We start from the raw sequence: 13,398 nt of genomic DNA, 5'->3' as shown, positions 1-13,398 counted from the left end.
CATGCCGGGCCGGCGTGTTCCGCCAACCCGGCCGGTGCCCGGCTCCGAATCAGTGTCATGACCCCTCGACGACGCCCTGCCCTCCGGATCACCGTGTGGATCGCCGCCGCCGCCGTGCTGCTCGCGGGGGCGGTGGCCCTGGCAATGCTCGCCCAGAGCGGCGTCCAGGGCCGCGGCCTGGGCGAGGCGGACTCGGGCCCCGCGGCCCGCGGCCCCGGCGAGACCGTGGTTGCCTTCTACGGTGACTCCTACACGCGCGGCACCGGCGGCTCATCCGCGGACAAACGTTGGTCGACCATCGTCTCGGCCGAGCGCGACTGGACCGAGGTCAACCCGAGCCGCAACGGCCTCGGCTTCGTGAACCAGCGGCGGGGGGATGATCTGATCGACCAGGTCATCGCTGCCCGGCCGGACATCGTGATCAGCACCATGGGGCTCAACGACAACTTCTCGATGCCGTCCCGCGCCGACGAGATCGAGGCGGCGATCACCCGCGACTTCGAGACGATCCGGGTGGCCCTGCCAGAGACGCGCCTCATCGTCGTGGAGCCGTTCTGGTACACCGAGGAGCGCCCGGACTCCGTGGAGCAGATCATCGGCTGGGTTCAGGCGGCCGCGCTCGGCGCCGACGCAGACTACATCTCCGGCGCCTCCCACTGGCTCGACGGGCACCCCGAGTGGATGGCCGACGACGGCCTGCACCCCAACGACGCCGGCTACGCCGCCCTCGCCGAGCGGATGGACGCGGAGCTCGCCGCACTGGGGCTGTAGCGGAGGGAATCCTGATCGTTTAGTTGTGTCGCTCCCGGAACGGCAGAGCTGATTGCACCGCGTGGACGCAGCACTGAACAGCACAGACGGACCGCGGGCCGGCGTCGAATGCGTTCGGGATGGTGGTGCTGGAGGCGGGCCGGGGGTGGTCCTCCCCAGACGAGGCCGCGCCGCCGACCGCACAGCTTGTCGACCCCGGGAGTGCCGGGAGTGCCTACCCGGCACGCTGGGGGCGGAGGTGCTCGTGGCACGCAAAGACGAACTGGGCAGACAGGGCGAGGAGTGCGCCGCCCTCTTCCTCGCCGCCGCCGGCTACCGGGTCGTGGAGCGCAACTGGCGCTGCGGGCAGGGTGAGATCGATCTGGTCGCCGAGCTCGGGGGAGAGGTCGTCTTCGTCGAGGTGAAGACGCGTTCGGGAACCCGCTTCGGGCATCCGTTCGAGGCCATCACGGTCGCCAAGCTCACCCGGCTGCGTCGCCTCGCGGCGGCGTGGTGCGAACAGGCGGATGCCCGGCCCGCCCGCATCCGTGTCGACGCCATCGCCGTGATCATCCGTCCCGGCACCGAGCCCGTGATCGAGCACCTGACGGGGGTGTTCTGATGGGGCTCGCCCGCACGCATGCGGTGGCCCTGGTCGGGTTGACCGGGGCACTGGTCGAGGTGGAGGCCGACATCTCCGGGCAGCTGCCGGGCATCATCCTGATCGGGCTGCCCGATGCGGCCCTGTCGGAGGCCACCGAGCGGGTGCGGGCGGCGGCGAAGAACTCGGGCTGTCCGCTCACCCGCAACAAGCTCACCATCAACCTCTCCCCGGCGTCGTTGCCGAAGCACGGGTCGGGCTTCGACCTGGCCATCGCGCTGGCCTGCCTCGGGGCCGACCAGGTGGTCTCGGCCGCGTCGGTTGGCCGGGTAGTGCACATCGGCGAGCTGGCCCTCGACGGGCGGCTGCGGCCGACGCCGGGCATGCTCCCGGCGGTGATCGCGGCCTCCCGGCTTGGCCACGGCACGGTGATGGTGCCAGCCGGCAACGTCGATGAGGCGTCCCTCGTGCCGGGCGTGCGGGTGATCGGTGTCGCCTCCCTGCGGGACGCCGCGATCTGGCACGGCGCCGAACTCGAACCGATCCCGGTTGACCCCATCCTCGTTTCCGGCGACGCCGCGGCGGAGACGGCCGAACCCGACCTGGTCGACATCATCGGTAATGACGACGCGATCCTGGCGTTGCAGATCGCGGCGGCCGGCGGTCACCACGTGTTCATGGTGGGGCCGCCCGGCGCCGGCAAGACCATGCTGGCGGCCCGGCTGCCCGGGCTGCTGCCCGACCTCGACGCTGAGGCCTCCCTCGAGGTCAGCTCTATGCGGTCGCTCAGCGGCTGCGCCGTTGGGCGCGCCCTGATCACCCGCCCGCCGCTTGAGGCCCCGCACCACACGGCGACGGCGGCGGCCATGGTCGGCGGCGGCAGCGGGCAGATCCGGCCGGGCGCGGCGGCGCGCGCCTCGCACGGGGTGCTCTTCCTCGATGAGGCTCCCGAATTCGCCTCGGCGGTGCTGGACGCGCTCCGGCAGCCGCTGGAATCCGGGGTGATCAGCATTCACCGCGCCAACGCGGTCGCCCACTTCCCGGCCCGCTTCCAGCTGGTGATGGCGGCCAACCCGTGCCCCTGCGGGCAGTACGGCGCCCCTGACCTGAACTGCACCTGCCCGCCGAGCTCCCGGCGACGCTACTTGGCGCGCATTTCGGGACCGCTGCTGGACCGCATCGACATTCAGCTGCGAGTGCAGCGCATCACTGCCGCCCAGCTGCGGCTGGCCACTGAGACGCCCCGACTGGTGAGCGCCGTTGCCCGCGGACGGGTGATCGAGGCCCGAGCCGCCGCGGCCCAGCGCCTCGCCGGCACGCCGTGGACGCTGAACTCCGATGTGCCCGGCCCCTGGCTGCGCGGTTCCCAGGCCCGGCTGGGCAGAGCGGCCACGGCCATCCTTGACCGGGCGCTTGAACGCGGAGGCATCACCATGCGCGGATATGACCGTGTACTGCGGGTGGCCTGGTCCATCGCCGACCTCGAGGGCGTGTCCCGGCCCGGCATCGAACAGGTAGGGCAGGCCTTGTATCTGCGGAAGGGAATGACGTCATGATGCTGTTTGGGCTGGAGGAATCCACGGTGGTTGCGCTGACCGGGGGCGTGCGGTCAACCGCCGGGTCTGGCCCGGCGGATGCCGCGGCCGCCGCCGATGTGTTCGCGCGCGCCGCGTGGACCGGCATCTCGGAGCCGGGCGACGGCGCCGCCGGACTGCTCGTGCAGGGACTGGGGGCTGGGCCCGCACTCACTGCCGTCCTCGACCTGTGGACCGGGGCCCGGCTCGCGGGCGCGCTGGCCGCAACAGGGTTACCACTGACCGACGACCTGCAGGCCCTACTGGAGCTGGCCCTGCAACGCTGGCGGCCGCGATTATCCTCGGCCGAGGTGATCCGTTCCCTGCAGCAGGCGGCACGCGCGTCCGCCGGGCTCCTGGTGCCCACCGATGCACATTGGCCGAGTGGCGTCGACGACCTGGCAGTCCACGCGCCGATCGCACTCTGGTGGCGGGGCATCCCGACCGCTCTGACGGCGCTGTCCAACTCGATCGCCCTGGTGGGTGCCCGCGCGGCCACCGGCTACGGCGAGCATGTGACGATGGAGGCCTCCGCCGGGCTCGTCGACCGCGGCTTCCTCATTGTCTCCGGGGCGGCGTACGGCATTGACGGTATGGCGCACCGGGCGGCACTGGCCAGCTCGGGGCTGACCGTCGCGTTCCTCGCCGGGGGAGTGGACCGCTTCTATCCGAGCGGCCACGACGCCCTGCTGAGCCGCATCGCCACGATGGGGGCGATCATTTCCGAACTGCCCTGCGGGGCCGCGCCCACCAAATGGAGGTTCCTGCAACGCAACCGGTTGATCGCCGCCGCCAGCGCGGCCACGGTCGTGCTCGAGGCCGGCTGGCGCTCGGGTTCGCTCAACACGGCCGGGCATGCCGCCGCTCTCGGCCGGCCGCTCGGGGCCGTTCCGGGCCCGGTGACCTCGCCGACGTCGGCCGGCTGTCATCGGCTGATCCGCGAGTATGACGCCGTCTGCGTCAGCACAGCCGCGGAGATGGCCGAACTGGTGGGCGAACGGATGCTGAGGCTCACCCTCGACCTGCCGCCAGCCGACGGAGACACGGCCGGGTTCGGCGGCCGCACGAGCGAGCAGGTGCGCGTGTTCGACGCTCTGAGCACGCGGGCGGCGCGCAGCGTGACCGACATCGCCCGCCGGGCCGGACTGTCGATGTCAGCGGTGCAGGGGTCCCTCGGCGCCCTCGATCTGGAGGGAGTGGTTCGGGAGAAAGAGACCGGCTGGGTGCGCGGCCGGTAACGGTTCGCCGTTCACACGACCACCCCCACTGGTCGTCCCCCGTCCTGTCGACGTTTCAGCACATCGACCGTGGCCCCGTCGTTGTCATCCATGATCACTGCAAGACTCCTGATCACTGGACGATCGTGACGATGACGGAGGCGCTCACAAGCCCCGGAGCTTCCGCCCTGAACGTGTACAGGCCCGATTGATTGCCTTGGTAACTGACCTGGCAGTCACTGAACGTAGCAACACCGTTGAGAGAAGTCCCGGTTGTCGCTGCGCACAACAGCGTGCCGGCTCTGTTGGGAGGCGGACTCGCAGAGAGCGTGACGCTTACAGCGACGTTCGCTGTGTTGCCGAAGGCATCCTGGATCGTGATTTCCGGCTGAGGCACGAAGGGGGCGTTCCTCTTGTAGCTCTTCTGAGGGAATGTTCCGGTGAAAGCGAGTTTGGACGCGGCCCCGGCCGAGATCGTGATGGTGTTGCTCGCGGCCGTGATGGGGCCTGCCACGGCGGCCGTCAGTGTGTAGGCGACGGCCTTGTCGATCCGTCAACCGGTGAAGGTCGTGACGCCGGCGGTGCTGGCGGAAGCACACGCGGACAGGGTGACCCCGACGGGTGCATTGGTGAGGCTCAATGTCACGGCGGCGGTGCTGTTCGTGACGGTGTTGCCACCGGCATCCTGCACCGTGACAACCGGTTGGGTGAAGAAGGCACTCTGACTGATGGCAGTGCTAGTCGGGAAGGCGATGGCTAGTTTTGCTACGGAGCCGACCGAAATGGTGATGCTGCCGGGTTTGTCGATCAATGACAGGTTGGGTTGAGAACGGGGTTCCGCCGCTACTGCTATTGGCGGGCTGTGCGGTGAAAGCGAGTCTCTGAGCGGGCCCGGCAGTGACGTTGATGCCGTTGCTCGTGGCGTCGGCGAGCCCGGCCGAGGTGGCGGTGAGTGTGTAGCTGCCGGCCGTGTCGATCTGGCAGCCGGCGAAGGCGGCGAAGCCCGAGACGGCGGCCCGGGTGTTCGCGGCGCAGGTCAGGATGGCCCCGGCGGGTGAGGTGAGGCCGAGGCTGATCGTTGCGGTGCTGCCGGTGATGGTGTTTCCGCCGGCGTCCTGAACGGTGACAACCGGTTGGACGGGCGCGGCGAACGTGGACTGGCTGGTGGCGGAGAAATCAACGGCAGGTTGAGTGAAGGACAGGTTCTTCACGGAGCCCACGGAAACGGTCAGGGCGGTGGTCGTGGCGGCGGTCAGGGCGCCGGAGGCCGCGGTGAGCGTGTAGGTGCCGGCCCTGTCGACGGCGCAGCCGGTGAAGACCGCGACACCGGATGCTGCCGCCAGCGGGTTGGTTGGGTGCGTGAGCCTGGCACCGCCGGGCGTCGTGATGCTGAGGGTTATGGGGGCGTTGCTGACGGTGACGGTATTTCCGAACGCGTCCAGCACCGTGACCACAGTCTGGGTGGGGACCATCCCGCCGGTGCTGTTGGAAGGTTGCGTTGCGAACACGAGCTGCGTGGCGCTGCCGGCGGCGATGGTGATACTGCCGCTTGTGGCGGCGGTGAGCCCGTTCGCGGTCGCGGTGAGTGTGTACGTGCCGGCCTTGTCGAACTGGCAGCCGGAGAAGACCGCGATGCCGGATCCGGCTGGCAGCGGATTCTGGTCGCAGGTGAGGTTCGCTCCGGCGGGCGACCCGGTGATTGCCAGGGTGACCGGGCTGGTACTGGTCGGGACGGTCTCTCCGGCGGCATTCTGGATCGCGACGCTGGGCTGGGCTGTGAAGACGGTACCGCTGGTCGCGTCGGACGGTTGGGCCTGGAACGCGACGTTCGTCGGATTCGAGACCGTCACGCTGCCACTGGGGGCGCTCGCCGCGGTCCAGCCGTTGTAGACGGCGGTGACCATGTAGGTATAGTCGCCGGTCAGAACGAGCAGGTCCTCGCAAAACGCGGTGGCCACGGTGATGGTCGGGCTGGTGCCGCAGGCCGGGGTCGCCGTGCCGGTGCCGGTGCCGGTCTCGGTGCGGGTGGCGTAGTAGCCGGTCGGCGCGGGCGTGCCGACGGATGCCGTCCAGCGCAGGCTCACGGTGCCGGCGCTCGTCGCGGGAACGATTACTTCGGTCGGCGGAAGAAGCGTGCCGAGGGCTGCCGAGCCGGAGCCGAGCCCGGGGGCGGTGTAATACGCGGAGGCGCCACCGGTGACGGACACGACCAACACGGCAAGGGTCACGGCGGCGGTGAGGCCGAAGAGTGAGAGGCGGGTGTTTCCGGATGCGGAACGGTGGGGACGGAGGGAAGTCACGTCAACCTCTCACAGCTATCGAACGAGCAAGAATATTCAAGGACTCAGATATACCAAAATGAAAATCGCACAGGGGGGCAGGCTCGAAGGGAGCCTGTCCACCTGTGATCGAGCTAGTTGGACGTGAGCGTCAGCGTGACGGTGGCGCCCTTCCAGGCGTCCTGGTCGTCAGGGGCGTCAAGGAACTCGAGCGTCGAGGTTCCCGTGATGGTCACATCGACGGCGGTCTGGTTCCTGGGTGTGCGCATCACGCGCGTGTCGGAGACGACGGACGGGGCGATCGTGAAGTTGTCGGCGAAGACACACCCCGGGGCGTCGGTGGTGCCGGTCTGGGAGATGGTTGCGACCTTGAGGCTGGACGTGCCCGTATTTTTTGCGGAGTACGTGACCGGCACGGAGGCGCCCGGGGTCAGACTGTCGGCCAGGTGGGCGCTCAGCGCCAGCGTGCCGTTGGACTTGGCGTTGGCCGCCGCACCGGTGCCGGAGTCGGTCGTCGACCAGTAGGCGTACGCTCCGGCTCCGCCGACCAGGAGCATCGCGGCCGCGACGAGCGCGATGCTCCTCACCCGCAGCTGCTTGGCGGTGCCGGCAGTTGCCTAGGGTGTGGTCTTTTCGGTCATGTGATGCCCTTCTATCGATCTCGGGTCTCGACAGTCCTCATCTGTGAGGACACGTGCTGAAAGCGAGGGCGGTCTCGTGTGCGCCGTTAGGCCGGATGCGCCTCCAGAACGGGACTACGGGTACCCCCAATAGTGAGCTCGCGCGATTCCCGCCGAAGGGTGAATTGGCGCGACGACAGGCCGACGTCGGGGGCAGGCCGTAGTCTGGGCGGCACCCACGAAAGGTGAGTCATGTCAGTCGTGCAACTGGGCCAATACCCTCCAGCCACCCACCTCATCGCGCATATCAGCGACACCCACTTCCTCGGCGGAGGTCGAGCGCTTTACGGCGCGGTCGACACCGACACCACCGTGTACCAGGCGATGGCGCAGTTGGAGCGGTCCGGCCTTCGGCCCGACGCGCTGCTCTTCACCGGTGACATCGCGGACCGCGGTGAAGCCGCTGCGTACCGCCGGGTGCGTGACATCGTCGAGGCCGCGGCCGAACGGATGGGCGCGCCCGTCATCTGGGTGATGGGGAACCACGACAAGCGCGAGGCCTTCCGCACCGAGCTGCTCCGGGAAAAAGCATCCTCGGCGCCGATCGACCGGGTCTTCGACATCGGGGGAGTGCGCATCATCGCACTGGACACGAGTGTTCCGGGTTATCACCACGGCGACCTGTCCGGCGCGCAGTTGGCGTGGCTGGCCGAGGTGCTCAGCGAGTCTGCTCCGCACGGCTCCCTGCTGGCGCTTCATCATCCGCCGGTGCCGACGATGTTGCCGCTGATGTCCATTCTCGAGCTGCGGGGGCAGCCCCGACTGGCTGAGGTGGTGGCCGGCAGCGATATCCGGGCGATCCTGGGCGGACACCTGCACTACGCGACGACCGGACTCTTCGCGGGTATCCCGGTGTCGGTCGCCGCGGCGACCTGCTATACGATCGATCCGACCGCGCCGCAGGGGGCGCTCAGCGGTCTGCAGGGTGGGCAATCGATCAACCTCGTGCATGTCTACGACGACCAGATCGTGCACTCGCATGTGGCTCTCGGCGAGTTTCCGGCAGCGACCGGCTTCGACGCGGCCTTCCTCGACCGGATGAAGGCGCTCACGCCCGACGAGCGCACCGAGGCCTTCTCGCGGCAGGTCTGACCGAGGTGACTATGCCTGAGTCCGTTCGTGTACCACCGCCGGTTCCCGCGCCGGTGCACCTCCTCGATGCGTCTGTCGACGACTTCGTGGTCTACCTGGCCGTTGAGCGCGGCTTCTCCGTGCACACCGTGCGCGCCTACCGCACCGACCTGGCGGGACTGATCGCCTTCGCCGAAACCCGCAGCGTCATCGACCCGGCGGCGCTGAGCCTCGATCTGCTCCGCGATTGGCTGTGGGTCGGAACCCAGTCGGGGCTGGCGCGGGCGACCATTGCCCGGCGGTCGGCCTCCGCCCGCAGCTTCACGGCCTGGCTGGCACGCACCGGCGGCAGCGCAACCGACCCCGCCGTGCGGCTGCGCTCGCCGAAACCCGGCAGACCACTGCCCCGCGTGATCAACCACACCCAAATGCAGGAGCTACTCACCCACCTGGAACTTCGTGCCGCGGGTCCCGACCCGGCGGCGCTGCGCGACCTCGCGATAGTGGAACTGCTCTATGCGTCGGGGTTGCGGGTGTCGGAGCTCGTTGGCCTCGACGTCACCGACGTCGATCTGCACCGACTCACTGTGCGGGTCACCGGCAAGGGTTCCAAGGAACGCGTCGTTCCCTTCGGCGTGCCGGCCCAGCACGCGATCCTCGCCTATCTCGAACGGGGCCGCCCCCGGCTCGTTGAGACCGCAGCGCCCGCCGAGACCGCGGGCACCGCTGCCGAGACCGCGGGGACGTCGGTGGGCGCGCTGTTCCTCGGTGCGCGCCGCCAGCGCCTCGGCGTGCGGGCGGTCTACCGGCTGGTCGCCACTCTGCTCGCCGATGTGCCCGGCAATGGCCCGGCCGGCCCGCACGCCCTCCGCCACACGGCGGCCACCCACCTGCTCGACGGCGGAGCCGATCTCCGGGCCGTGCAGGAGCTGCTCGGCCACTCCAGCCTCGGCACCACCCAGATCTACACTCATGTCTCGGCCGAACGCCTCAAACAGAGCTACCGCACCGCGCACCCGCGCGCCTGACTCCCCGGCGACGGGTTCCGGGACTGCTCCGCGACTACCTCGCGGCTGCCGGCCCCTCAGCTGTCTCCTCACAGGAGCAGGGCCGGCAGCAGCACCGCGCGAGGAACGCCGACCAGATACAGCAGTGGTGACACATAGCCACCGTTCAACCGGGCGCCAAGATGCAGGCACTGCCCAGCGCAGTGCCCGCCGTCAGCAACCTGGCCGACGGGTTGCCCTGCCGCGACCCGGTCACCGACCGCGACACTGGCCGACACCGGCTCGATGCTGGACACCAGGCCGTCGGCATGTTCGATCGAGAGCACGGGGCGGTCGACCACGACCCCGGCGAACGAGACGATACCGTCGGCCGGTGCGACCACCTGTCGGCCGACCTTGGCCGACAGATCCAGACCCCGATGGCCCGGCGCATACAGCGTGGCCGGCGCCTGGAAACCCCGGAGCACCGGATGCGGCGGAGCCAGCGGCCAGTGCCAGGTGCCGGAGGTGGCCGTCTCCGCAGCCGACTCCGCAGCCGTCTCCGGAGCCGTCTCCGTGACTGACGCCGCCCCGGATGGTGTCACACCCGCCGCGTCGCTCCGCACGATGGACAGGCAGGACAGCGGCAGCAGCGCGGCCGCGAGGAGCAGACGGAAGGCATTCATGCCACCACCGTGCGGCCTCCGTCCCACCCGAAACCGGTGAGGGCGGTATTCGTGACCGGATCCCGGACCACCCCGCCTGGGGAGGGACGCCCGCACGTGCCGGCGCGCGCGCGAGGCACCCCCGTGGGTGCTAAACTTCCCGGAGCAGCGCTTGCGCGCTGACTACGCGTGCCCATTCGGCCTCCAGACCCACTCGGTCCTCGTTTCTTTCAGATGCGGGGCGGTTCTGTGCCGGGCACCAGGAGTAGTGATCATCCGATCACGACACAAACCGATTGGCGTTCGCCTGCATCGCAGCGCGCGCCGGACAAGGAGAACGGCTCATGGCCGTCGTAACCATCCGCCAGCTGCTCGACAGCGGCGTGCACTTCGGGCACCAGACCCGCCGTTGGAACCCGAAGATGAAGCGCTTCATCTTCACGGAGCGATCCGGCATCTACATCATCGACCTGCAGCAGTCGCTCGGGTTTGTCGACAAGGCCTATGACTTCGTCAAGGAGACGGTTGCCCACGGTGGCACCATCCTCTTCGTCGGAACGAAGAAGCAGGCGCAGGAATCGATCGCCGAACAGGCCATCCGCGTGGGCCAGCCCTACGTCAACCAGCGCTGGCTCGGTGGCCTCCTCACCAACTTCCAGACCGTTTCCAAGCGTCTGGCCCGCATGAAAGAGCTTGAAGAGCTCGACTTCGAGGACACCGCCAAGAGCGGTTTCACGAAGAAGGAAATGCTCATCAAGAAGCGCGAGCTCGTCAAGCTGCACAAGAGCCTCGGCGGCATCCGCAACCTCACGAAGACGCCGTCGGCGCTGTGGGTTGTGGACACCAACAAGGAGCACCTCGCCATTGACGAAGCCCGCAAGCTCGGCATCCCCGTCATCGCGATCCTTGACACCAACTGCGACCCGGACGACGTCCAGTACCCGATCCCGGGCAACGACGACGCCATTCGTTCCGTCGGCCTGCTGACCCGCATCATCGCGGACGCTGCAGCCGAGGGTCTCATCCAGCGCCACGCCAAGCCGGAGGCCGAAATCGAGCCTCTCGCCGCGTGGGAAGCCGAACTCCTGGCCGCTCCTGCCGAGAACGCCCCGGCAGCTGACGAAGCCGTCGCCGTCTCCGACGAGACCGCCGAGGCCGTCGTGGCCGCGCCGGTTGCCGACGAGGAAGCCGCCGCAGCCCCCACCGCAGAAGCCGAAGCCGCAGCCGTTGTCGCAGCCGACGCTCCCGCCGAAGAAACCAAGTAAGGACCAAGCATGGCAAGCATCAGCCTCGCAGACGTCAAAGCGCTGCGCGAGCGCCTCGGTACCGGCATGGTCGACACCAAGAACGCCCTCGTTGAAGCCGAAGGCGACATGGAAAAGGCCGTCGAACTCCTTCGAATGAAGGGTGCGAAGGGTAACGCCAAACGCGCCGATCGTTCCACCTCCGAGGGACTCGTCGCCGCCAAGGAAATCGGCAACACCGCCACCCTGATCGAACTCGCCTGCGAGACCGACTTCGTCGCCAAGGGCGATAAGTTCGTTGCACTAGCGGAGAAGGTCTTGGACGCGGTCGCCGCTGCCACGGCCACCACGGTCGAGGAAGGCCTGGCCGCTCCGGTCGACGGTCAGACCGTCGGCCAGCTCATCGACGGCGAGGCCGCGATCATTGGCGAGAAGTTCGAACTTCGCCGCGTCGCATCCGTCACGGGTGAGAAGTTCGCGATCTACCTGCACAAGACCAGCAAGGACCTGCCCCCGCAGGTCGGCGTCGTTCTGGGTTACTCCGGAGATGACGCGGAGACCGCGCGCAGCGTGGCTCAGCACATTTCTTTCGCGAACCCCGAGTACCTCGCTCGCGAAGACGTTCCTTCCGACCTCGTTGAGGCCGAACGCCGGATCGTCACCGAGATCTCGAAGAACGAGGGCAAGCCGGAGGCTGCACTGCCCAAGATTGTCGAGGGTCGCGTGACCGCGTACTTCAAGCAGGTTGCACTCCTCGAGCAGGATTATGCCAAGGACAACAAGCTGTCCGTCAGCAAGGTCCTGGCTGATGCCGGACTGACCGTCTCGGGCTTCGCCCGATTCAAGGTCGGCGCGTAACCGGTCGTTTGATCGTAGTGAAGGAGATCGGGTTGCAGTCGCAATCCGGTCTCCTTCTGTGTGTGGGCACCCACCAGCCCACCCAGTAGTTTTAGAACACCGCCGGAACACGGCACAGCACGGCACGGCACAGAGCATCACGAGGGAAGAAGCGCACAGAATGTCAGACACGGTCAAGAAGCGCAGGGTCCTCCTCAAACTTTCCGGCGAAGCCTTCGGAGCAGGCAGCCTGGGCGTCAATCCCGACGTCATCAGTGCCCTCGCCCGCGAGATCGCCGAGGCGGCCAAGCAGGTCGAGATCGCGATCGTCGTCGGCGGCGGCAACTTCTTCCGCGGTGCCGAATTGTCGCAGCGTGGAATGGACCGCGGCCGTGCCGACTACATGGGCATGCTCGGCACCGTCATGAACGCCCTGGCCCTCCAGGACTTCCTCGAGCAGGCCGGAGCCGAGACACGGGTGCAGTCCGCGATCGCGATGACCCAGGTCGCCGAACCGTACATCCCTCGTCGCGCGGAACGCCACCTCGAAAAGGGCCGCGTGGTCATCTTCGGCGCCGGCGCCGGGCTGCCCTACTTCTCCACCGATACGGTTGCGGCTCAGCGTGCCCTGGAAATCGATGCGGACATCGTGCTCGTCGCCAAGAACGGCGTCGACGGGGTTTACTCCGACGACCCGCGCACCAACCCGGACGCGCACAAGATCGACCACATCACCTATCAGGAGGCCCTGCAGCGCGGCCTCAAGGTCGTCGACTCGACCGCCTTCAGCCTCTGCATGGACAACGGAATGCCCATGCAGGTGTTCGGGATGGCCCCGCACGGCAACGTGACGGCCGCCATTCTCGGCGCCGATCTGGGAACCCTCGTCTCCAACTAAGCTTGACAATGCCATCGAAGAAGGAGTCATCGTGATCACGGATGTTCTGTCCGACGCCACCGCCCGCATGCACAAGGCCGTGGAAGCCGCCAAAGACGACTTCGCGACCGTGCGAACCGGTCGTGCGAACCCGCAGATGTTCGCCAAGATCCTGGTGAACTACTACGGCACACCGACGCCGCTGGAACAGCTCGCCTCGCTGCAGAACCAGGAGGCCCGCACGCTCCTGATCGGGCCGTACGACAAGGGCGCCCTGCGAGACATCGAGCAGGCCATTCGCGACACCCCGAACCTGGGCGCCAACCTCGGAAACGACGGCAACGTCATCCGGGCCACACTGCCGGAGCTGACCGCGGACCGCCGCAAGGAATATGTCAAGATCGTACGCACCAAGGCCGAAGATGCCAAGGTGTCGGTGCGCAACCTGCGCCGCAAGGCCAAGGACGACCTCGACGCGCTCAAGAGTGAAGTGGGAGACGACGACGTGGCCCGCGGCGAGAAAGAACTCGAACACATTACCAAGACCCACGTGGATGCCATCGATGACGCCCTGAAGCGCAAAGAAGCAGAACTCCTCGAGATCTAAGGACGATCCA

14 protein-coding genes are annotated in these 13,398 nt (G+C 68.1%); 11 read left to right on the top strand and 3 right to left on the bottom strand.

The features are described 5' to 3' along the window. Nucleotides 1–57: 57 nt before the first annotated feature. The 5 genes from E3O62_RS08145 (at nucleotide 58) to E3O62_RS08125 (ending at nucleotide 4,867) form a co-directional block, all read left to right on the top strand. Nucleotides 58–771, top strand: coding sequence for an SGNH/GDSL hydrolase family protein (locus tag E3O62_RS08145; RefSeq protein WP_241973382.1), 714 nt, complete (start codon nucleotides 58–60; stop codon nucleotides 769–771). A gap of 244 nt (nucleotides 772–1,015) precedes the next feature. Further along, nucleotides 1,016–1,372, top strand: coding sequence for a YraN family protein (locus tag E3O62_RS08140; RefSeq protein ID WP_134396285.1), 357 nt, complete (start codon nucleotides 1,016–1,018; stop codon nucleotides 1,370–1,372). Then, entirely contained in the window at nucleotides 1,372–2,907 is a 1,536-nt protein-coding gene (locus E3O62_RS08135) for a YifB family Mg chelatase-like AAA ATPase (protein WP_134396283.1), read from the top strand. Before E3O62_RS08140 ends, E3O62_RS08135 begins: the two co-directional genes overlap by 1 nt. Then, on the top strand, nucleotides 2,904–4,163 hold the full coding sequence (gene dprA, locus E3O62_RS08130; protein ID WP_134398151.1) for a DNA-processing protein DprA: 1,260 nt from the start codon (nucleotides 2,904–2,906) through the stop codon (nucleotides 4,161–4,163). The genes E3O62_RS08135 and dprA overlap by 4 nt, the downstream gene beginning before the upstream one ends. 521 nt (nucleotides 4,164–4,684) lie before the next feature. Next, nucleotides 4,685–4,867: a hypothetical protein gene (locus E3O62_RS08125; RefSeq protein ID WP_134398149.1), complete on the top strand. Its 183-nt coding sequence runs from the start codon at nucleotides 4,685–4,687 to the stop codon at nucleotides 4,865–4,867. A gap of 12 nt (nucleotides 4,868–4,879) precedes the next feature. Here the strand turns inward: E3O62_RS08125 and E3O62_RS08120 are convergent, their stop codons facing one another. Then, a complete protein-coding gene (locus E3O62_RS08120) occupies nucleotides 4,880–6,442 on the bottom strand; it encodes a hypothetical protein (RefSeq protein WP_134398147.1) in 1,563 nt (520 codons plus the stop codon). Nucleotides 6,443–6,555: 113 nt separating this feature from the next. Continuing rightward, nucleotides 6,556–7,008: a hypothetical protein gene (locus tag E3O62_RS08115; protein WP_134398145.1), complete on the bottom strand. Its 453-nt coding sequence runs from the start codon at nucleotides 7,006–7,008 to the stop codon at nucleotides 6,556–6,558. A 285-nt stretch (nucleotides 7,009–7,293) separates the two neighbouring features. On the opposite strand from E3O62_RS08115, the gene E3O62_RS08110 reads away from it, so the two are divergent. Continuing rightward, nucleotides 7,294–8,193: a phosphodiesterase gene (locus tag E3O62_RS08110; protein ID WP_134396274.1), complete on the top strand. Its 900-nt coding sequence runs from the start codon at nucleotides 7,294–7,296 to the stop codon at nucleotides 8,191–8,193. An 11-nt stretch (nucleotides 8,194–8,204) separates the two neighbouring features. Further along, on the top strand, nucleotides 8,205–9,200 hold the full coding sequence (locus E3O62_RS08105; protein WP_134396273.1) for a tyrosine recombinase: 996 nt from the start codon (nucleotides 8,205–8,207) through the stop codon (nucleotides 9,198–9,200). A gap of 68 nt (nucleotides 9,201–9,268) precedes the next feature. Here the strand turns inward: E3O62_RS08105 and E3O62_RS08100 are convergent, their stop codons facing one another. Further along, complete coding sequence (locus E3O62_RS08100; RefSeq protein WP_134398144.1) at nucleotides 9,269–9,844, bottom strand: M23 family metallopeptidase; 576 nt, start codon at nucleotides 9,842–9,844, stop codon at nucleotides 9,269–9,271. 323 nt (nucleotides 9,845–10,167) lie between these two features. On the opposite strand from E3O62_RS08100, the gene rpsB reads away from it, so the two are divergent. The 4 genes from rpsB (at nucleotide 10,168) to frr (ending at nucleotide 13,388) form a co-directional block, all read left to right on the top strand. Then, nucleotides 10,168–11,088, top strand: coding sequence for a 30S ribosomal protein S2 (gene rpsB / locus E3O62_RS08095; RefSeq protein ID WP_134398142.1), 921 nt, complete (start codon nucleotides 10,168–10,170; stop codon nucleotides 11,086–11,088). 9 nt (nucleotides 11,089–11,097) lie between these two features. Next, complete coding sequence (gene tsf, locus E3O62_RS08090) at nucleotides 11,098–11,925, top strand: translation elongation factor Ts (protein ID WP_134398140.1); 828 nt, start codon at nucleotides 11,098–11,100, stop codon at nucleotides 11,923–11,925. Between the two features lie 160 nt (nucleotides 11,926–12,085). After that, nucleotides 12,086–12,802: a UMP kinase gene (pyrH, locus tag E3O62_RS08085; protein WP_134396269.1), complete on the top strand. Its 717-nt coding sequence runs from the start codon at nucleotides 12,086–12,088 to the stop codon at nucleotides 12,800–12,802. A 31-nt stretch (nucleotides 12,803–12,833) separates the two neighbouring features. Continuing rightward, nucleotides 12,834–13,388, top strand: a complete 555-nt coding sequence (gene frr, locus E3O62_RS08080; protein WP_104103176.1) for a ribosome recycling factor — start codon at nucleotides 12,834–12,836, stop codon at nucleotides 13,386–13,388. Nucleotides 13,389–13,398: the final 10 nt, after the last annotated feature.

This window comes from Cryobacterium sp. TMT2-15-1 (genome assembly GCF_004402345.1).
In the GTDB taxonomy this organism is placed as follows: Bacteria; Actinomycetota; Actinomycetes; order Actinomycetales; family Microbacteriaceae; genus Cryobacterium; species Cryobacterium sandaracinum.
The sequence above is the reverse complement of the archived record's forward strand: the minus strand, read 5'-3'. Positions and strand labels throughout refer to the sequence as shown.